Origin of the sequence: Fusibacter sp. 3D3 (assembly GCF_001748365.1) — a bacterium.
Lineage (GTDB): Bacteria > Bacillota > Clostridia > Peptostreptococcales > Acidaminobacteraceae > Fusibacter_A.
This window is the reverse complement of sequence record NZ_BDHH01000018.1, coordinates 59,026-79,926: the sequence shown is the minus strand read 5'-3', so window position 1 is coordinate 79,926 and position 20,901 is coordinate 59,026. Positions and strand designations below refer to the sequence as shown.

Sequence of the window (20,901 nt, the reverse complement as noted above, 5' to 3'; positions counted from 1 at the left end):
TCAAATCCTACCGATTAAATTTATCAAGAAATAAGATGAAAAAATAAGAGGGTATTATGAAAAAATTATATATAGAAACATTGGGCTGTTCTAAAAATTTAGTGGATTCAGAGCAAATGTTGGGCATATTAGACGAAGACTATACATTGTGTGATCAAGCTGAAGAGGCAGAGATTTTAATTGTGAATACGTGTTCTTTTATTCACGATGCTCAAGAAGAATCCATCAATGTGATTTTAGATTTTGCAAGATTAAAAACGGAAGGTCATCTGGAGAAATTAATCATAACAGGTTGTTTATCTCAACGATATCCCGATGAACTTTTAGCAGAGATCCCAGAAATTGATGCCATCATCGGCACCAGTAATTTTTATAAAGTAAATGAAGTCATTAAAACACTAGATCAGAATAAAAGTCAGAAGGTCTTTATAGAGTCTGTAGACCTGCAGATCCCAGAAAATCTACCTAGGATTTTAACAACGCCAAGTTATTATGCCTATCTTAAGATTGCAGAAGGTTGCGATAACAAGTGTACTTATTGTATCATCCCTAAACTTAGAGGCAAATATCGGTCCAGAGCGCTTGAAGATATCATAGAGGAAGCTGAGGATTTGGTTTCTATGGGCGTAAAGGAGCTCATTTTAATTGCTCAAGATACTTCAAGGTATGGCATTGATCTTTATAAGAAACCTTCTCTACCAAAACTTTTGACAGCACTTAATGCAATTGAAGGCTTAAAATGGATTCGAGTTCAGTATTCATATCCAGATATTTTAGAGGATGACTTATTAGAGGGCTTTTTCTCAAATGATAAAGTTGTGAATTATTTTGATATTCCAATTCAGCATGCAAGTGATAAAATATTAAAATTGATGAATCGAAAAACCACACATGAGGATATTCTGAAAATAACTCAAAAGATTAGAAAAAGAGATCCCGAAGCCGTTATTAGGACTACTTGCATCGTCGGCTTTCCAGGAGAAACAGAACAAGACTTTGATGCACTTTTAAAATTGGTTAAAGAAGTTAAATTTGATCGCCTAGGGGCTTTCACTTATTCAAATGAGGAGAACACTCCTGCTTTTAAACTCCCAAATCAAGTAGCTGAAACCGTTATGGTAGAACGCAGAGATGCACTTATGGCACTTCAAATGAATATTTCGGAGAGCTTAAGTTATTCAAAAGTGGGCAAAGTTTATGAGGTCCTTGTGGAAGAACTTGTTGAAGAAAATAAGATTTATGTGGGACGTACGAAATACGATTCACCTGAAATTGACGGTGTGGTTTACATCAACACAACGGAAGCTTTGGATATAGGCAGTTTTATAGAGGTTAAAATGATAGATGCATTGGAATATGATGTCATTGGTGAGGTGTATCATGAACATAGCAAATAAATTAACACTTTTAAGAGTACTTTTGATTCCAATCTTTATTTATTTCTTGTTAAATCAAATGATGTTGTTTGCACTTATTATCTTTGTCGTGGCTTCGTTCACGGATTTTTTAGACGGTTATTTAGCGCGAAAGTTGAATTTGATCACAAATTTTGGAAAGTTCATGGATCCCCTTGCGGATAAACTTTTGATAACCTCTGCACTTATCTGCTTTGTTGAACTTGGCAAAATAAGTTCTTGGGTGGTTATTGTGATTATCTCTAGAGAATTTATTGTAAGCATCTTTCGGGCGGTTGCTGCCTCTGAGGGAATTGTTATCGCAGCGAGCTGGTGGGGAAAATTCAAAACGATTTCACAGATGATCATGGTCATAGTCATCTTGATGCATAATTTTCCGTTTTCAATGCTCTCTTTTCCAATGGATACAATTTTAATCTGGATTGCAACAATTTTAACGATTATATCGGGATATGATTATATTGTTAAAAACAAACAAATTCTTAAATAAAAAGCAATTAGGTTGACGTAAATGTATTATGTCAACCTTGATGCGTTTACACCTAAAAAAACATAAATCTAAAACGAATAGCAGGAGGCAAGAGGATGACAGAGTCTTCAAGATATCTAAAGGCAGGCATACTGGCGATTGGTACAGAGTTACTCATGGGACAGACAGTTAATACCAATGCCACTTTTTTAAGTCAAAAATTAAATGAAATTGGCATTGGTGTTTATTATCACATGACAGTGGGCGACAATCCGATGAGAATTGAAAATATACTGAAATTGCTCATAGATGAATGTGATATCATCTTCACCACTGGTGGCCTTGGCCCGACTCAAGATGATATCACAAAAGATATTATTGCAAAAGCATTAGGTCTTGAAATGGTGTTTGATCCACATAGCATGGAGCGCATCGAAAAAAGGTTTAGAGCATTTAATCGTGTGATGACAGAAAACAATAAGAGACAAGCTTATTTTCCTGAAAATGCTCAAATTTTAGATAACGATATGGGTACTGCACCTGCTTGTATTATGAAATTGGAAGCTCTAAACAAGCATATTGTCGTTTTGCCAGGGCCGCCTAAAGAAATGAAATGGCTATATGATGAATATATTCAGAATTATTTACTGGCATTGAATCCAAATAAAATGTTTTCTAAATATTTAAGTGTGTATGATCTTGGCGAATCGAGTACAGAGGATGCGCTTCTTGACCTTATCAATGACCAGACGGACCCAACAATTGCCACTTACGCGGGGGACGGTAAGGTGCTTGTCCGAGTCACCTCATTTGGGCATAGCAATGAAAAGTGCCAGCAAAGTGTGAATTCAATGGTTTCAGAAATTAAAAAGAGAATAGGCAGCTATATCATTTCAGAAGAAGGAAAAGATATTAATGAAGTAGTGGCGTCTATGCTCCTTGAAAAAAATCTATCAATAGCCTTTGTTGAATCTTGTACTGGGGGGAAACTTGTAGAAAGTATCGTGAAATTCAGTGGTGTTTCTAAAGTGGTAGATCGCGGAATTGTAACGTATTCCAATAAAGCAAAGACTGATGAAGTCGGTGTTTCTGAACAAACGTTGTTGACACATGGTGCTGTAAGTCATGAAACTTGCTTTGAAATGGTCAAAGGACTCTGTGAAAAAACGGGCTCAACCATTGGGGTCTCTATTACAGGTGTGGCGGGACCAACTGGTGGAACTGTTGAAAAACCAGTGGGACTTGTGTATATTGGCCTGAAAATTGGTCATAAAATCATGACTTTTGAAAATCATTTTTCTGGAGATCGATTAACAGTACAAAATAGAGCTGTGAACAAAGCTTTAAAGATGCTTTATGATGAACTTTCAAAATTATAATAAAAAGTAATAGGGTTTAGAGTTTCAAATCTCAGTTTTGCATAAACCATCTACCATATGCTGTATCACATACTTCTCGTAAACGACATCATAGGGTAGATGGTTGCTCAACTTTTGACTTTTGATACTCAAAGTGAAATTTAGGGCTTTACAATTTGTAAAAATATGGTTATTATATTAATAGGTTAAAGTTATTTGAAAAGACTGGACAGTGGAAGACAATATGGTATAATGAATTAGAACAAATGTTCTTACAAAAAGGTGGGTGTTTAATTAGATGAGTGAAAGACAAAAAGCATTAGATAATGTAATGAGTCAAATAGAAAAGCAGTTTGGTAAAGGTTCTATCATGAAACTTGGTGATGAATCCGCAAAAATGAATATAGAAAGTATACCTACGGGGTCTATTGATTTAGATATTGCACTTGGCATAGGTGGAATTCCAAAAGGTAGAGTTGTTGAAATATATGGACCTGAATCGTCAGGGAAGACCACAGTAACGCTTCATATGATTGCTGAAGCTCAAAAACGTGGCGGCGTTGCCGCTTTTATAGATGCAGAACATGCACTTGATCCCGTATATGCTGGAAATATTGGTGTTGCAATTGATGATCTTATTGTTTCTCAACCCGATACAGGAGAGCAAGCACTTGAAATTGTAGATGCACTTGTTAGAAGTGGTGCCATTGATATCGTTGTTATTGACTCGGTAGCAGCTCTTGTGCCTAAAGCTGAGATCACAGGTGAGATGGGAGACTCTCATATGGGGTTACAGGCGCGTTTGATGTCTCAAGCACTCAGAAAGTTGACGGGGATTATCAATCGATCGAATTGTACAGTTATTTTCATAAATCAATTGAGAATGAAGATTGGTGTTATGTTTGGTAATCCGGAGACTACAACAGGGGGGAATGCCCTCAAGTTTTATGCTTCTGTCAGACTAGATGTCCGAAAAATTGACAGCATCAAAAAAGATACTGAGATTGTAGGCAATCGAACAAGAGTAAAAGTGGTTAAGAATAAAGTGGCACCTCCTTTTAAGCAAGCAGAATTTGATATCATGTATGGTACCGGTATCTCTAAAGAAGGTAGTATACTAGATGTGGCAGCAACTGCAGATATTATTAAAAAATCAGGCTCTTGGTACAGTTATGAAGGCAATAAAATTGGCCAAGGTAGAGAGAATGTTAAAGAATATCTCATCCAAAATCCTGAGATCTGCGACACAATTGAAAAAGAGGTCAGAGCGTTTTATAATCTTGAGGCAAATGCACCTAAAGTAACAGAAAAATAGCATAATTGTATAAAGTGAGGTCGTCTCATGTAGCGTTTATTTGAGATGACCTTTTTTATAAGGCATTCACATTTTATTTGTTGCATATGCCAATTAATTGTGATATCATAATAAAAAACTTAATACTTTTATTTGCGGTCACCAATTTGGTGTAAAAAAGGGAATCAGGTGAAAATCCTGAGCAGCACCCACTACTGTAAGCTGGACGAGAGTACGATACCACTGTGAAAATGGGAAGGTGTACTTAAGGAAGATGGCAAGTCAGGAGACCTACCGTTAATAATACCAATTCTCGGGGATGGAGTTTATTTATTGGTTATGCAGAAATTGACAATTGCACACCCCTGAGAGGTGTGTTTTTTTTGTAGTTAATAAAGATACTTCTAATAAGTAACTTATTAAACCAAAAAATGTTTACGAGATCATAAAGGGTGTTCCCGTTGTGATGAGGCCTACATCATGCGTTTTGTTATGCTCCAGATGTATGCAAAAATGCCCTAGTGAGGCAATTCGATTTCCAAATAAAGCAGATTATATTCAGTATATAGTCTATAAATAGCGAATAGAGACATTTTTTAGTCTTTTTGGGGCAGGAGGTTTATATTGAATTATGATTCAAAAACAAAAACAAAATTTTATAAGGTGTCTTTAATAACCTTATTGTTTTTGATTAGTTTGATGGTTACTGTGATTTCTGTCTGTGTAGGCTCTATGTCGTTTACGATAGAAGAATCTTTACGAGCGGTTTTAGTCGCGGATGATTCATCGGCAAGACTTATAATATGGCATGTTAGGCTCCCAAGAATTTTATCGGGGGGACTTGTAGGGATATGTCTGTCATTATCGGGTTGTATTTTACAGGGGGTCATGCGAAATCATCTTGCATCGCCTTCAACAATAGGTGTAACTAGTGGTGCTAGTTTTGTTGGCTATATGACTTTGGTTGTGTTTCCCAGTTTGTTTTATTTGTTGCCATTAGGTGCTATATTAGGTGCTTTTCTTACCACTTTGATTATTTATGCAATTGCTTATGAAAAAGGGGTAAGTCCTGTAAAGATGATTTTATCAGGTATGGCAGTTTCAGCAGTTTTTGGGGCATTCAATGATATCATACGAAGCTTTTTTCCAGATAAAATAGCCAATGCGACAGGATTTCTTGTTGGCAGTTTGAATGGCGTTGCATGGAAAAACCTATCTCTCATATTGCCATATGCAATTGTTGGCATCATGATTTGCTTTTTTTTACCTTCTAAGATGAATATTTTGATGCTTGGAGATGAAATGGCAAATTCACTTGGTGTCCGGACGGAACGCTTTCGTTTTTTTTTAATAACGATCTCTTCTTTGCTGGCAGGAGCGGCGATATCGGTTTCAGGGCTTGTCAATTTTGTGGGCTTAATTATTCCGCATATTGCTAGACTTTTGGTTGGGTCAGATTATAAATACTTATTTCCGACCTCAATTGCACTAGGGTATTCACTCGTGGTGATGTGTGATACGATCGGGCGCATTATTTTACCTATTGGGGAGATATCGGTCAGTATTATAATTTCTTTTGTTGGGGCACCTTTTTTTCTTTATTTGCTTAGAAACAGACAGAAAGCGTAAGGTGGTTTATATGTATTTTGGATTCAAGAATATCAGTATTCGATATGGCGAAAAAGAAATCGTAAATGATATTACAATGGACTTTCCAAGGGGAAAGACAACCACGATTATTGGTGCCAATGGTTGTGGTAAAACAAGTCTTCTAAAAACAATTTCAAGAGCGGTGAGTCCTAAAAAGGGTGAAGTTGTATTTAAAAATAAGCCTTTAGATCATTATCGTCCAAAAGAATTGGCTAAAAAAATTGCCTATTTACCACAGATTCATTATTCGCCTTCTGATATTGATGTTAAAACGCTTGTGTCATATGGCAGATATCCGTACCGACAATTTGGAAAGGGTTTGAGTGAGCAAGATCGTGAAGTTATTCAGAATACATTAAATTTAACAGGGCTAAAAAATTTGGAAGATAGAACACTGGATCATTTGTCCGGTGGCGAGAGACAAAGGGCATGGATTGCTATGACCATATGTCAAGAACCGGAAATTCTCATATTAGATGAGCCCATCACTTATTTGGATATCGGATACCAACTTGAAATAATGGAATTGATCAAATCACTTGGAGAAAAATTGAATATTACAATTATTATGGTATTGCATGACATTAATTTGGCAGCACGATATTCCCAGCATTTGTTTTCTATTAAAGATAAAAAGATTTATGCTTATGGTGATCCTAGATTTGTGATTACTGAAGAACGATTGTCAGATATTTTTAACATTAAAGCTCAAATCTACGAGGATAATCGCAATGCATGCCCGTTTATAATTCCAGAAAAGAGATAAATGCACTGATTTATATGTCTTCTTTCTTGAGAAGGAAGCTTGTAATAAAAATCATATAAAAAGAGAGGCAAAAAACCATGTATAAAAATAGTTTGAAATTAATGTTCATTTTTTTATTCAGCATTCTGATCTTGTCTGGGTGTAATGCTGAAAAAAGCGAAATAGGTAATGCTGAAGTTGTAGCAGCTAAACCGACTACAGAGGTAAAAGAGCCTGTAAATGCAAATGCGCCTGTTGAAGTTTCAGAAGAGGTGAGCCTAACTCAAAGTGAGCTGCTTAAAGCCGCAGATGAGGTTCAAGTTACAGATATTGAGGTGATCTTTAAGGATGACTCAGGAAGAGCTGAAATTGCCATTCCAAAAAATCCCCAAAAGGTGGCTGTTTTGTATGGAAGTCATGCATGTCTTTGGACTGAAGCTGGGGGGACTGTGCGTATCGGAATTGGTGGCAAGAGTGCAATAGCGCTCTACGAAGAACAAATAGGGCGCAATTTTTTAGAGGATGAAGGTGTGGTGACAATTTCAACATCTTCATCTGCTAAAAATTGGGATGTTGAAGCTATTTTAGCGGAACAACCTGATTTGATCATATGTTCAACTGCAATGAGTGGTTATTCAACTATTTCGGCACCCGCTGAAGCGGCAAACATTCCTGTAATAGCGATTACTTATAGTGGTGTAGGAGACTATTTGAAGTGGTTTAAGGTGTTTTGCAATATTAATTCTAAACCAGAATTGTGGAATTCGATTGCCAATAAAACTGCTGAGGAAATTGCAACTATAATTGACCTTGCGCCAATAGAAAATACACCAAGAGTGCTCTCAATACTGCCCAAAACGGATTCCATTAGTGCCAATCTTGTGTCATCAGATATGGGTGTAATTATTGAACAACTGCATGCCGTCAATGTTGCGAATGAGATGTCTGGAGAATCTACAACGGTGAGGGTTGATATTGACCTTGAAACCATTTTATCTATGAACCCAGATATGATTTTTGTTCAATGTATTGGTTCTGAAGAAGAGGCACGTGAAATTCTAGATTCACATTTTTTGGGAAATCCAGTTTGGGAGAGTTTAGAGGCTGTTAAGAATGGCAAAGTCTATTTTATGCCAACCAATCTGTTTCACAATCGCCCCAATCATAAGTATAACGAATCATATAAGATGATGTTTGAATTGCTTTATCCAGAGATAGCGTTGTAGAAATCATATTAGAGGGTTAGACTGTCAAAAGAAAAATCAAAAGTTATAAGCTTCTCTACCTATGAGGCACTTATGGATAGTATGCAATACAGAATTGGGTAGAGGGGGTGAAACTGGTTTTTGACACTCTAAGCTTAGATTAAGGAGAATAAAAATGGAAAAAACTGCAATTCTTATTACGAGTTTCGGGACAAGTTACGAAGAAACAAGACAGCAAAATATTATAGGTCTTGAAACCTTTATAAAAGAAAAGTGTCCAGAACATGAACTTTATCATGCCTACACCAGTGCCGTCGTCAGAAGAATCCTTAAAAAAAGAAATGTCGAAGTAGACAGTGTGGAAATGGCGCTGGATAAAATGCATCAAAAGGGGATAAAGCGCGTAGTGATACAGCCAACACATTTGATTTATGGAATTGAGTTTGAAAAAATAACGCAAACAGTAATACAGTTTGAACATAAATTTGAGAAACTTAAAGTTAGTACACCACTTCTTGCGAACACGGAAGATATGATGAGGGTAATAAAAATATTAGGAGATGCGTTTGAAACCGATCAGGAAACTGCATTGGTCTTAATGGGTCATGGCACAGAGCATTATGTCAATTCAGTATACCCAGCGCTTGATTATATTGCAAAGGCAAGTGGGCACGAACATATATTTGTTGGAACGGTAGAAGGTTATCCAGAAGTTGAAACCGTTATTGAGTTGATAAAGAAAAAAGGCTATAAAAAAGTGATTTTAACGCCTCTTATGTTTGTAGCTGGAGATCACGCCATAAACGATATGGCCTCAAGTGAATCAGATAGTTGGAAATCTCTATTTGAACAAAATGGAATAGGAGTCAAATGCGTTGTGAAGGGCCTTGGAGAATATAGGGGCATTCAAGCATTATACTATAAACATCTTAGTGAATTTCTTTAAAATTAGGTTGTAAGTAGGAAGCAAACAAATATAATTAATTAAAATAGCGTGTTCGTGAGTTTGATGAGGATCAAAATGCTGAAATAATCGTTGTTTCAACCGCTTTCAGCTCGTGCGCATCTTGACAGTTTGTTAAAAAAAATATAAAATAATCGTATAGGTGTATCTTAAAATTGGCCTATATATAATAAGATTGAGTTGCTGATCTTATAACAAACATATAAGGGGGTGAACGACATTAGCGTGCCAGTATTTCTCGTAGTAATTATTGGAGCTGTTCTGGGCGCAGGTGGTTTTGGAGTCGGTTATATAGTCAGAAAAAATACAGCTGAGAAAGCAATATTAAGTGCTGAATTTAAAGCAAAAGAGATTATTGCTGAAGCTGCAAAATCAGCTGAATCCGTCAAAAAGGAAAAAGTCCTTGAAGCAAAAGAAGAAGTACTCCAAATTAGAAAAGAGATAGACAAGGAAACAAAGGATCGTCGTTTAGAAATTCAAAAACTTGAAAGAAGAAATCTTCAAAAAGAAGAATCTTTAGAGAAAAAAGCAAATACACTTGAATCTAAAGAAGAAAAGTTGGCGGTCAAGCTTAAAACTATTGAAAATAGAGAGCAAGAAGCTGAATTACTTTACTCAAATCAAATCAAGGAATTAGAACGAATTTCTGAATTGACTATTGAAGAAGCGAAAGCTCAACTTCTTTCAGATGTTGAGAAAGAAGTAAAGCATGAGTCTGTTATCTTAATCAAAGATATTGAGTCAAAAGCAAAAGAAGAAGCAAATAAAAAGGCTAAAGATATTTTGGCTTATGCAGTTCAAAAATGTGCAGCGGATTACGTTGTAGAGAGCACCGTATCTCTTGTCAATTTACCTAATGATGAGATGAAAGGTAGAATTATCGGTAGAGAAGGTAGAAACATCCGTGCATTAGAAACACTCACAGGAGTAGATTTAATCATCGATGATACACCAGAAGCTGTTATTTTATCCTCTTTTGATCCTATCAGAAGAGAAATTGCAAGAGTAGCACTTGAAAAATTGATTATTGATGGCAGAATTCATCCAGCAAGAATCGAAGAAATGGTAGAAAAATCAAAAAAAGAAATTGATCAAATTATTAAAACTGAAGGTGAGAACGCAACCTTTGATATTGGTATTCATAATCTACATCCCGAAATTATAAAATTGGTAGGACGCTTAAGGTTTAGAACGAGTTACGGACAGAACGTATTAAGACATTCTATTGAGGTAGCACACTTAGCGGGTTTAATGGCTGCAGAAATTGGTGCAGATGTTAAAATTGCAAAACGTGCTGGATTGTTGCATGACATCGGTAAGGCTGTGGACCATGATCTTGAGGGCACACATATTGAACTTGGAATGCAAATTTTAAAGAAATACCGTGAATCAAAAGCTGTAATTCATGCAATGAGTACGCATCACGGAGATTACGAACCTGAAACAGTTGAGGCAATTTTAGTGACTGCTGCAGACGCGTTATCCGCTGCTAGACCAGGAGCAAGAAGAGAAACTCTTGACACTTATATCAAGAGATTAGAATCTTTAGAAAGCATTGCAAATGGATACGAAGGTGTTGAAAAATCCTTTGCAATCCAAGCAGGTAGAGAAGTTCGTGTAGTAGTATATCCAGAAAAAGTAAACGATGATGATATGTTTTTATTAGCAAGAGAAATCAGTAAAAAAATTGAAGCAGACTTGGATTACCCAGGACAAATTAAAGTACATGTCATTCGAGAATCTAGGGTAACTGACTTTGCAAAATAAGATATAATAGAACTGTGATGGATGTAAAGAAGAATTCTTAGGAATTCTTCTTTTTAGTTAAACTAAACTAACGTAGCGCAGGCAGCGTTTTCGCGCAGCAAAACGCGTTAAGCGAAGTGGTTTTGACCGAAGGTCAAAAAGTATCCATAATCTTTTAGTAGCGCAGGCAGCGTTTTCGCGCAGCAAAACGCGTTAAGCGAAGTGGTTTTGACCAAAGGTCAAAAAGTATCCATAATCTTTTAGTAGCGCAGGCAGCGTTTTCGCGCAGCAAAACGCGTTAAGCGAAGTGGTTTTGACCGAAGGTCAAAAAGTATCCATAATCTTTTAGTAGCGCAGGCAGCGTTTTCGCGCAGCAAAACGCGCCCCGCGAAGTGGTTTTGACCTACCCTAAAATGAATTTGTTTAACCCTCATAACATCGGGTATATTTTTACATAATTAGAATCATTAGAACGAACTCTATTAGCAGTAAGGAGGATAACAGAAATGGAAGTACTAAAAGTAGCAAGTCATTCAAATCCTAATGCTGTAGCTGGTGCGCTTGCGGGCATTATTAGAGAAAAAGGAAGCGCAGAAATTCAAGCGGTTGGGGCTGGTGCTCTTAACCAATCGGTTAAGGCCATTGCCATAGCTAGAGGCTTTATGGCACCAAGTGGTGTAGATTTGAATTTCATTCCCGCTTTTACTGAGGTTATGATCAACGGTGAGGAACGTACTGCTATTAAATTGATTATTCAAAAGCACAATATTTAAAGGAGGCAATGCTCATGGAAGTATTAAAAGTTTCTTCAAAATCAAATCCAAACTCAGTTGCTGGTGCTTTAGCAGGTGTTATAAGAGAACATGGAAGCGCTGAAATACAGGCAGTTGGAGCGGGGGCAATTAATCAATCTATAAAGGCGATTGCAATAGCAAGAGGATTTGTATCTCCCTCAGGGATTGACCTAGTTTGTATTCCTGCTTTTGCAGATATTATTATTGACGGTGAAGAAAGAACCGCAATTAAACTCATTGTTCAACCTAGATAAATTAAAATTAGAATGCTTAATTTCAAAAAGAGCCTGTGTGCTCTTTTTTTTAAGTTGCGCCCTAAATAAAATTAGTCTATAATTGATAACGAAGATGTATGAAAAATAAGATGTTGGATAAATAGTTCGGATTTTAAAGGGCTTTGATCCAATTTGGAGGTAAAAGATGTACGAAAATTATCAAAATCCTTTAATTGAAAGATATTCAAGCGAAGAGATGCTTAAACAATTTTCACCTGTGAAGAAATTTTCAACTTGGAGAAAATTATGGATTGCACTTGCTGAATCCGAAAAAGAATTAGGCTTAAATATAACGGATCTTCAAATTGAAGAAATGAAAAAAAATATATACAATATTGATTTTAAACGAGCAGCCGAATTCGAAAAAGAAGTTAGACATGATGTGATGGCACATATACATGCTTTTGGAGAACAGTGTCCAAATGCAATGCCAATCATTCATCTAGGGGCTACAAGTGCTTATGTAGGCGATAATACGGATCTTATTGTTATGAAAGAGGCCCTTGACATTGTTAAAAAGAAACTAGCAGTACTCATAGATAAATTAGGACATTTTGCAGAAGAAACGAAAGATATACCAACACTTGGATTTACACATTATCAACCGGCACAGCTCACCACAGTAGGTAAAAGAGCAGCTCTTTGGTTAATGGACTTGGTCATGGACTATGAAGATGTTTGTATTCTCATGGATCAAATGAAGATGAGGGGGGCTAAAGGCACCACTGGAACTCAAGCTTCCTTTCTTAATTTATTTGAGAATGATCATGCTAAAGTGAGTCAACTCGATGAAATGGTTGCCATTAAAATGGGCTTTAAAGAAACTTTATCCGTTACTGGACAGACTTATACACGAAAGATTGATGCGAAAGTACTTGGCGTTCTCTCAGGTGTAGCGATGAGCCTCCATAAGATGACAAATGATCTCAGATTATTACAATCTTTAAAAGAAATTGAAGAACCCTTTGAGAAGAACCAAATTGGCTCCTCGGCAATGGCTTATAAAAGAAATCCTATGAGAAGTGAAAGAATTTCATCTCTATGCAAATATGTCTTGTCATTGGCTTCAAGTCCTCAACTCGTTGCAGCGACACAATGGTTTGAAAGAACACTTGATGACAGTGCTAATAAGCGCCTAGCGATACCAGAGAGTTTTTTAGCAATAGATGCGTGTCTTGATATTGCCAATAATGTGACGACGGGACTTGTGGTCTATGAAAAAGTCATTGAAAAACACGTGATGGCAGAATTGCCTTTTATGGCAACTGAAAACATCATTATGGAAGCTGTAAAAAAGGGCGGCGATAGACAAAAAATGCATGAGGCGATTCGCGTCCATTCTATGGAAGCAGGCCGTATGGTGAAAGAACTTGGACTTGATAATGATCTTTTGGAGCGTATTTCAATGGATCCTGCTTTTAATTTATCGGATGAAGATATTAAAACATTATTGAATCCATCGGATTATATCGGTAGAAGTCCTGAACAGGTCGATGCGTTTATTATAAAGCACGTCATGCCGATTAGAGAAGCACATGCAACTGATTTAGGCACAAATATTGCGCTGAAAGTATAAAAAAGACTTTACATGTTTATCAGATGTGTTATAATTAATTTCGTCTTTAAGAGTGTTTCCTTGGTACCCACTATAAAAAACAAGGGGTTGATAAATATGTCAATAGAACGTTACAGCGTTATTGATCAAAAAAACCCCCGTGAAATTGTCCTGTTAAAATCTAGGAGATGTCAATGGGGGATTTGTACTTTTTGTGACTATATTCATGATAATTCGGAAGATGAACTTGAAATAGTAACGCTTAATCAATCAGTATTAAAAAAAATTACAGGCAAGCATCATACACTGGAAGTGATCAATTCAGGAAGTTGCTTTGAATTGCCAGAGGATACTCTTAGAGACATTAAATTAATCATTGAAGAAAAGCAGATTGAACATTTGTATTTAGAAAGTCATTATATGTATCGGGATAGATTAGAAGAAATGCGCTCATATTTTAAGATCCCAATTACTTTCAAATGTGGTATAGAAACATTTGATGATTATTTTAGGAACAAAGTGCTTAAAAAAGGGGTGACTTTTAAAGACCCTGAGGCAGTTTCAAACTATTTTTCTTCAATATGTTTGATGGTTGGCATAAAGGGACAAACTCGTGAAATGATTCAAAGCGATATTCAGATTCTTCTAAAGTATTTTAAACAAGGGTGTATCAATATTTATCAAGATAATTCGACTCAGATAAAATCTGATCCCGAATTGATACAGTGGTTTAAAGAGACTTATTTGCATTTAGAAGTGAATCCGTTCCTTGAAATTCTTTGGCACAATACCGACTTCGGTGTAGGGGGCATAAAACATGAATAACAAAACCAATTTTTTAGTTAGAACAGCTGTGGTGGCATCACTCTATGTTGTGATTACCTTTGCATTTTACCTTTTAAGTTATGAAGCAATCCAGTTTAGAGTATCTGAAGTCATGGTTTTATTAGCATTTATTGATCCGCTTTATATACCTGGGCTTGTTATTGGGTGTTTTATGGCGAATCTATTGGGCCCATTTGGTATTATCGATGCTCTTTTTGGTTCTTTAGCCTCATTAGTGAGTTTGCTGATGATTGTAAAAACTAGAAAGTGGTTTGGAAATAATCTTAAAAGTCTTGTGATTGCAAGCTTATGGCCAGCTATTTTCAGTTTCATTGTGGCTTTTGAAATCGCAATCGTCTTAGGCGCAAAAGAATCTTTTTGGTTTTGGACAATAATGGTGGCGGTCGGCGAATTCGTCGTCATTACACTGGCAGGTGTGCCAATATTCAGCTGGATTACTAAAAACGAAGGTGTCGTAAAACTTCTTAAATTTAGCAAGTATTCCTATAAGTAAGCAAAAAACCGTTTGGGCGGATCGACTCAAACGGTTTTTTTATGGAGCAGTATTTTTTCATATTGAGTTTACGAAAAGAAAAAAAAATGACTCAAAAAGAAGTTGCTGATGCAATGCATATCAGTGACAAAACTATTTCGAAATGGGAGCGTGGCATGGGCTGTCCGGATGTCACACTTTTGAAAGCGCTTTCGCACATATTGGGTATAAATATGGATTCAATATTATCTGGAAATATGGATTTAAATGAATTAAATGGTGGTAATATGAAGCACATTAAATTTTATGTGTGCCCAAATTGCAACAATATTATTCATAGCACTGGAGTATCCGAAATCGCTTGCTGTGGTCGAAAATTAGAAGCATTAGTGGCTAAAACTATGGATGATGCACATAAAATCACTATTAGTAAAGTGGAATATGATTACCATATAACGTTTAATCATCCTATGGAAAAAGAGCATTATATATCTTTTTTTGCATATATAGGGATAGATCGTATACTTTTCATTCGGATGTATCCAGAGCAGAGTTCTGAGATTAGACTGCCTAGAATGCAGGGTGGAACTTTCTATTTTTACTGTACTAACCATGAACTCTGGCGGTATAATTTATAATAGAACGGTAATCTGCAAAATAAATTTTTATCTGATAGAAATGCGCACATGGGTATGAGTACGGTTTTCTTATTATTTTCTAAAATGCTACTGTGAATGGGGGCATGTGAGCCCACTTATTGAGCTTTTGCAAAATGAAACGCATAAGACGGATAAAAACGTCATGAATCTAGGTTAAAGATTCATGACATTTTTTTATACTTTTATGATAATTTCCGATGACCTATGGGTATAAATGTAAATATCAAAGCTTATACTCGGTCAGAGTGTCCAGTAGTAAACCGTGTTTTTACGGCTTTCAAGGAATTTAACAAAATCGCTTGTTTTCAGTTCAACGGTTGCAGTATTGATGTTAGGGTGGAAAGTCAGTAAGTTTTCTGAAAGTAAATCCTTGTCCACGATGACAATTACTTCACCGCTTGTATCGTTGATGATGCCAAAGGGAGAAACTGCCCCAGGTAATAGTCCTAAATATTTCATAAGCCGATTTTCAGAGGCAAATCCAATTCGACCCAATTCATGATCTTTAGAAAGCTGATTTAAGTCAACGCGTTTATGATCTTCAACTACAATCAAAAAATGTTTTTTACCATTATTGTCTTTTAGAAATAGATTTTTGCAGCCTTTGCCCTCAAATTCAAGTGATAGTTTATCGACATCATCGACGGTATAGACAGGAGGATGTTGATAAACCTTGTATTGGATATGGAGAGCATCAAGAACATCGTATACGTATTGCATGCCACACCTCGTGTTTTTTAATTTTTAATCATTTTAACATTTTAAATAAGCATTTGCTAGAATAGAAGGTAGATTAACTTATATTCTTAAGGCATAATCTGATAGAATCTTGATAAGGGCTAAGGGATAAGTGAATTATCTAGAAAATATGATATAATAATGGTATGGTGCGAGCTGATCTTTTTAGCATGTATAAAGACCATTTGCTATAAAGCATTAGTTTTGACGGGCAATGATTAAAGTTTCCCATTATAACCCTTGAGGAGATGTCCCTCACTTCTTTAAGTGGGGTTCATATTCCTAATTCAGTGGGAGTCCAAACTTCCACTGAATGCAATCCGATAGGATTGTGCAAGTGTTAAGAAGGTAGCGAAGCGGACTGAGTATACGCTTTGATGAGTTGAATCAATTTTAATATAATAAAGTATTAGGGGAGGATAAAATGCTTAGAAAATGTGAACAATGTGGCCGGTTCTTTGGTGATGAAGGGGATAGTAAAATATGCAGTGCTTGTGCGTTGTCCACTCGACATTTTAAAAGTACTGGCGATCCAGAGCGCGATAAATTTCAAGCTACTCGGGACGTCGTCTATGATAATCCAGATATTTCGCCACAAGGGATTATAGACATATTGGCAGAAATGGATATCGAGATAACCGCCAGACAAATTCTAAAGTACGTTGATGAAGGGCGATTGTCGCTCAATACGGACAAAGTAGGCAATCATTGTCTCATGTGTGGTACAAAAATTGGGTTTGGTAAATATTGTGACCGATGCCGATTGAAAAAAGAACTTGAGTCCGTAGATACATCTGAAGTAAAGGAAAACAATTCTGAAGGACGCATAAAGATGCATATTAAATAATAGACGAAATCATTGTCTGGCAAAATAAAGTGATTGGCAGACAATGATTTTATATTGCATAAGGAACCTATCACTTAGTAATTTATAAGACATCTCGAAAGGTGGATATTTCTATAAAAAAGGCATACATTAAATACATAGCCCTTTTGTCAATCGTTTTAATTGTCGTAGGGCTAATCATTCAATTTAAGGTTATCGATCGTGTTATGATCAAGTCCATGTTAAAATCGTATAAGCAACAGCTTTGTACCGTTAGTGTTGACAGTGAGAGCTATGCGATAGCTGATTTTGAGGATCAAATCGTATATATGGATACTTATAAGAATTTTTTCACTGAAGAATCTTTTATGGAATTTTATGGAAATAGAATAGGGTCTCTATATGTAGATTTTGTTAAAGCAAATCCGAAAATCAGTTTACAATTTAAAGAGATTAAATTTGATAAATTTGTATATGATTCAGAAAAGGATCGATTTATCATCAATTACACATTACAAATACAGGCAAGTGATGGTAAGGTTTATACGGAGTCTAATCAATCCATTATTATTAAAGAAAATGGACAGCGGAAAATTGATCATGAGAAAATTTTTAATTATGGGAGTATGTTTAATAATTGAGTTAATAGCATATCCCTGATTCAGAAACTCCCGCTGAATGCAATCCGTTGGGATTGTGCAAGTGTTATGAAAGTAGCGAAGCGGACTGAGTATACGTTTTGATAGCACTACGTTATACTCAGTATAATACAGATAAAAAGAACTCTAAAGAGTGGTGCGGGCGTAAATCCTAAGCTTTCAGAGTTCTCTTTTTTATTTATATGTGCTTATGTTTTGGACTTAATATATTTATCAATGGCTCTTGAGATATCACCATCCACCAGTTTACTCAACTTATCAATAATGGCTTTGGGTTCTTCCTTTGTACCAGACTTAAGCCATTCAAGCATTAAATTTACAAATCCATAAGTGTAAAAGCGCGCAATAAAGTTTTTTTCTTCATCTCTGATGGGAAGTTCACCAGCAAGTTCATTGACAACACCTAAAAGTAAATCAAAAACCTGTTGATTTAAAAATATTTCCAGATGATCTCTACCCAGTGAGTTGACAGTACTTAAGCAAAACGCTCGGTTGTTTTCAGCGTATTGAAATATCTTTAGAAAACCCAGTTGCCAAGTATCATAGGTCTTGTAATCCACGATGGACTCCAGTGCTTCAGATCTAAAAATATACCCTAATAAATCATAGATATCTTGAAAATGGTAGTAAAAAGTCTGACGATTTATGCCGCAATCTGCTACCAAATCTTTAACGGTAATATGATCCATACAGGTTTTAGACATCATTTTTTTTAGGCTGCAAGCAAGCTGTTCTTTTGTATGATTGGACATGTGAATACTCCTTGTCATTCTGCGGATTTATAGGGTGATTATATTTTATCATGTTGGCAATAGATTTTATATAACATTCATGACAAACGGTTTTGACTATGGTATGATTTTTAAAACCCAAAAACAAAATAATGAAAAAACTCAGTCAATATGGGATAGAGTGACAAAACGAAATAGAGGAGACATCATGATTAAATTACTCATTGTAGACGATGAAAAACATATTAGAGAAGTGATTAGAGAATATGCAGAGTTTGAAGGGTACTTGGTTGAAGAGGCTTCTGATGGTCATGAGGCGATAGAAAAATGTAAACAGACGGATTTTAACATCATCATTATAGATGTTATGATGCCAAAACTTGATGGATTTTCCACGGTGAAAGCGCTGCGAAAAACACTTGAAACACCGATTCTCATGCTATCTGCAAGGGGTGAAGAATATGATAAACTCTTTGGATTTGAGATGGGAATAGATGATTATGTCGTCAAGCCCTTTTCTCCAAAAGAAATCATGGCGCGGATTAATGTTATTTTAAAGCGTGGAAAGCTCTCGATGAAAGAAGATTTGAGTAGTGGGCTGATGATCTTTAGAGGGCTTGTCATCGACAGAGCTGGGCATGTGGTTCACGTAGATGATAAACGCATCGAATTAACACCTAAAGAATATGAACTTTTGATTCAATTGGCGGAAAACAAAAATATCGCCTTCAGCAGGGAACAACTTTTAAATTCTGTTTGGGGCTACGACTACTATGGCGATGATCGTACAGTGGATACCCATATTAAAATGCTTCGAAATTCACTTGGAGACTATCGTGATTTGATTGTAACCATACGTGGGGTGGGATATAAATTTGAATTTTAAAAATCGAAAATCAATCAATTTCAAAATGTGGCTTTATTTCACCGCATTCTCTATTTTTATTGTGGCGATGCTTTGGATTTTTCAGATTGTCTTCCTGAACAGTTTTTTTGAAAGCATGAAAAAGCAGAACATCTCTAAACTTGCTGATAGCATTATCTCTGAATACGGTGCAGAAGATTTTCAAACAACAATAGACGATATTTCATTTAAGAATTCGATCTTAATCTATATTACAACGGATGCTGGTGAAGTTCTGTTTACTTCTGATGAACATAGCGCTGGTGGTTTATGGAGACAACCAAATGATACATCAGATCCACCACCAGATAGTCCGCCTAGTAATCCACCCAATAATGCCTTGGAGAACCCCGCTGACAATCCATTTGACCAAGTTAGACCACTGCCAAGAGACTATGATGATTTTTTAAATCGGCTAAAACTCAGCGAAAAAGAACGAATCGCCTATACGATGGCACAAGAAAAATTTGATGGAGACACATTTATCTATGGTGTAAAATTTGAAGCTATCGTGCTCTATATGAGTTCACCAATGCCACCCGTTGATGCTACCATTGTGATCTTAAAAAAACAACTTATATACGTTACCTTTGGTGCGCTTATATGCAGTTTATTTGTGGGGTATTTTATTTCCAAAAAAGTCGCAAAACCTATATTGGAAATAAATGAGAAATCCAAGTTCCTTTCGAAAGGAGAATACGCATTATCATTTACAAAAGGGTCTTATTCAGAAATTGATGAGCTCGCCACGACTCTTGAAGAAGCTGGCGTTGAACTATCAAAGATTGAAGGCCTAAGGCAAGAGCTTATTGCCAATATATCGCATGACTTCAGGACACCGCTGACCATGATTAAGGCTTATGCTGAGATGATTAGAGATATTTCAGGCAACCAGCCTGTTAAACGTGAGAAACATTTAAAAGTTATTGTGGACGAGGCAGATCGGCTTGCGGAACTGGTCAATGATATTTTAGACCTTTCATCGCTACAATCGAGGACTGCGCCACTTAATAAAGCATATTTTTCCTTAAGTGCATTATTAAAAGAGACTGTGTCTAGATTTGAACTTCTGAGCGAACATGAGCCTTATTTCATTGAAACCTATATTGAAGAATCACTTTTTATTAATGCGGATCGGACACATATTGAAAGGGTTTTGTATAACTTGATCGGAAATGCCATCAACTACACTGATGAATCCGGTAAAATACACATTAAGCTTTTTATGAAAAATCAGAGCATTCGTTTTGAAGTAAAAGATAACGGTGTTGGGATTTTCGACGAAGACCTGCCCCATATTTGGGATCGCTACTACAAATCGCGTACACCAAGTGATAAAATAAAAAGCACAGGCCTTGGTCTTTCCATTGTCAAACAAATTTTAGAACTTCATCATGCCACTTTTTCGGTAGAAAGCATACCTAAACAAGGCAGTACTTTTTGGTTTGAATTGCCATTTGAAAATAAGTGGACAGACAATGAGTTCGCTTAAAATACGAATTGCTGCATAGGATTAAACGAATCACTTTTTTTATCAGTTGAGAGGTATGAACCTTGATTTTGGTAAAAGAAGTGATTTTTTTTATTTTAAATCAC

The 20,901-nt window shown here is 36.2% G+C and carries 21 protein-coding genes and 1 riboswitch; of the genes, 19 read left to right on the top strand and 2 right to left on the bottom strand.

The window, feature by feature from the left end:
• The first annotated feature begins 53 nt into the window (after positions 1-53).
• The 15 genes from rimO (at position 54) to F3D3_RS18035 (ending at position 15,426) form a co-directional block, all read left to right on the top strand.
• Positions 54-1,397 (top strand): 30S ribosomal protein S12 methylthiotransferase RimO, encoded by a 1,344-nt coding sequence (gene rimO / locus F3D3_RS18105; RefSeq protein WP_374700090.1) that lies wholly within the window; start codon positions 54-56, stop codon positions 1,395-1,397.
• On the top strand, positions 1,381-1,905 hold the full coding sequence (gene pgsA, locus F3D3_RS18100; RefSeq protein ID WP_069875861.1) for a CDP-diacylglycerol--glycerol-3-phosphate 3-phosphatidyltransferase: 525 nt from the start codon (positions 1,381-1,383) through the stop codon (positions 1,903-1,905). The genes rimO and pgsA overlap by 17 nt, the downstream gene beginning before the upstream one ends.
• A 95-nt stretch (positions 1,906-2,000) precedes the next feature.
• Positions 2,001-3,263 (top strand): competence/damage-inducible protein A, encoded by a 1,263-nt coding sequence (locus F3D3_RS18095; RefSeq protein ID WP_069875860.1) that lies wholly within the window; start codon positions 2,001-2,003, stop codon positions 3,261-3,263.
• 277 nt (positions 3,264-3,540) lie between these two features.
• The gene (gene recA / locus F3D3_RS18090) at positions 3,541-4,557 is read left to right on the top strand and encodes a recombinase RecA (protein ID WP_069875859.1); all 1,017 of its coding nucleotides are present in this window, start codon (positions 3,541-3,543) and stop codon (positions 4,555-4,557) included.
• Between the two features lie 118 nt (positions 4,558-4,675).
• Positions 4,676-4,850, top strand: a riboswitch (cobalamin riboswitch).
• Positions 4,851-5,160: 310 nt separating this feature from the next.
• Positions 5,161-6,165, top strand: coding sequence for an iron ABC transporter permease (locus F3D3_RS18085; protein WP_069875858.1), 1,005 nt, complete (start codon positions 5,161-5,163; stop codon positions 6,163-6,165).
• 10 nt (positions 6,166-6,175) lie between these two features.
• Positions 6,176-6,952 (top strand): ABC transporter ATP-binding protein, encoded by a 777-nt coding sequence (locus F3D3_RS18080; RefSeq protein ID WP_069875857.1) that lies wholly within the window; start codon positions 6,176-6,178, stop codon positions 6,950-6,952.
• A 77-nt stretch (positions 6,953-7,029) separates the two neighbouring features.
• Positions 7,030-8,157 (top strand): ABC transporter substrate-binding protein, encoded by a 1,128-nt coding sequence (locus F3D3_RS18075; RefSeq protein ID WP_069875856.1) that lies wholly within the window; start codon positions 7,030-7,032, stop codon positions 8,155-8,157.
• Between the two features lie 154 nt (positions 8,158-8,311).
• A complete protein-coding gene (locus tag F3D3_RS18070; protein ID WP_069875855.1) occupies positions 8,312-9,082 on the top strand; it encodes a sirohydrochlorin cobaltochelatase in 771 nt (256 codons plus the stop codon).
• 228 nt (positions 9,083-9,310) lie between these two features.
• Complete coding sequence (gene rny, locus F3D3_RS18065) at positions 9,311-10,867, top strand: ribonuclease Y (protein ID WP_374700089.1); 1,557 nt, start codon at positions 9,311-9,313, stop codon at positions 10,865-10,867.
• 485 nt (positions 10,868-11,352) lie between these two features.
• Positions 11,353-11,619, top strand: a complete 267-nt coding sequence (locus F3D3_RS18060; protein ID WP_069875853.1) for a stage V sporulation protein S — start codon at positions 11,353-11,355, stop codon at positions 11,617-11,619.
• Between the two features lie 14 nt (positions 11,620-11,633).
• Positions 11,634-11,894 carry a stage V sporulation protein S gene (locus F3D3_RS18055; protein ID WP_069875852.1) on the top strand — a complete coding sequence of 87 codons (261 nt, stop codon included), beginning with the start codon at positions 11,634-11,636 and terminating at the stop codon, positions 11,892-11,894.
• Between the two features lie 166 nt (positions 11,895-12,060).
• The gene (gene purB, locus F3D3_RS18050; protein ID WP_069875851.1) at positions 12,061-13,491 is read left to right on the top strand and encodes an adenylosuccinate lyase; all 1,431 of its coding nucleotides are present in this window, start codon (positions 12,061-12,063) and stop codon (positions 13,489-13,491) included.
• A 102-nt stretch (positions 13,492-13,593) separates the two neighbouring features.
• On the top strand, positions 13,594-14,295 hold the full coding sequence (locus F3D3_RS18045; protein WP_069875881.1) for a radical SAM protein: 702 nt from the start codon (positions 13,594-13,596) through the stop codon (positions 14,293-14,295).
• Entirely contained in the window at positions 14,288-14,809 is a 522-nt protein-coding gene (locus F3D3_RS18040) for a QueT transporter family protein (protein WP_069875850.1), read from the top strand. Before F3D3_RS18045 ends, F3D3_RS18040 begins: the two co-directional genes overlap by 8 nt.
• A 41-nt stretch (positions 14,810-14,850) precedes the next feature.
• Positions 14,851-15,426, top strand: a complete 576-nt coding sequence (locus F3D3_RS18035; protein WP_069875849.1) for a helix-turn-helix domain-containing protein — start codon at positions 14,851-14,853, stop codon at positions 15,424-15,426.
• A gap of 261 nt (positions 15,427-15,687) precedes the next feature.
• Here F3D3_RS18035 and F3D3_RS18030 read toward each other — a convergent pair whose 3' ends face one another.
• Positions 15,688-16,167 (bottom strand): prolyl-tRNA synthetase associated domain-containing protein, encoded by a 480-nt coding sequence (locus tag F3D3_RS18030; RefSeq protein ID WP_069875848.1) that lies wholly within the window; start codon positions 16,165-16,167, stop codon positions 15,688-15,690.
• 442 nt (positions 16,168-16,609) lie between these two features.
• Between F3D3_RS18030 and F3D3_RS18025 the strand changes: the two genes are divergently transcribed.
• Positions 16,610-17,032 (top strand): hypothetical protein, encoded by a 423-nt coding sequence (locus F3D3_RS18025; protein ID WP_069875847.1) that lies wholly within the window; start codon positions 16,610-16,612, stop codon positions 17,030-17,032.
• Positions 17,033-17,178: 146 nt separating this feature from the next.
• Positions 17,179-17,652 (top strand): hypothetical protein, encoded by a 474-nt coding sequence (locus F3D3_RS18020; RefSeq protein ID WP_175438423.1) that lies wholly within the window; start codon positions 17,179-17,181, stop codon positions 17,650-17,652.
• 206 nt (positions 17,653-17,858) lie between these two features.
• Here the strand turns inward: F3D3_RS18020 and F3D3_RS18015 are convergent, their stop codons facing one another.
• Positions 17,859-18,422 (bottom strand): TetR-like C-terminal domain-containing protein, encoded by a 564-nt coding sequence (locus tag F3D3_RS18015; protein ID WP_069875845.1) that lies wholly within the window; start codon positions 18,420-18,422, stop codon positions 17,859-17,861.
• Positions 18,423-18,609: 187 nt separating this feature from the next.
• On the opposite strand from F3D3_RS18015, the gene F3D3_RS18010 reads away from it, so the two are divergent.
• On the top strand, positions 18,610-19,287 hold the full coding sequence (locus F3D3_RS18010; RefSeq protein WP_069875880.1) for a response regulator transcription factor: 678 nt from the start codon (positions 18,610-18,612) through the stop codon (positions 19,285-19,287).
• A complete protein-coding gene (locus tag F3D3_RS18005; protein WP_069875844.1) occupies positions 19,277-20,797 on the top strand; it encodes a HAMP domain-containing sensor histidine kinase in 1,521 nt (506 codons plus the stop codon). The genes F3D3_RS18010 and F3D3_RS18005 overlap by 11 nt, the downstream gene beginning before the upstream one ends.
• The last annotated feature ends 104 nt before the right edge of the window (positions 20,798-20,901 follow it).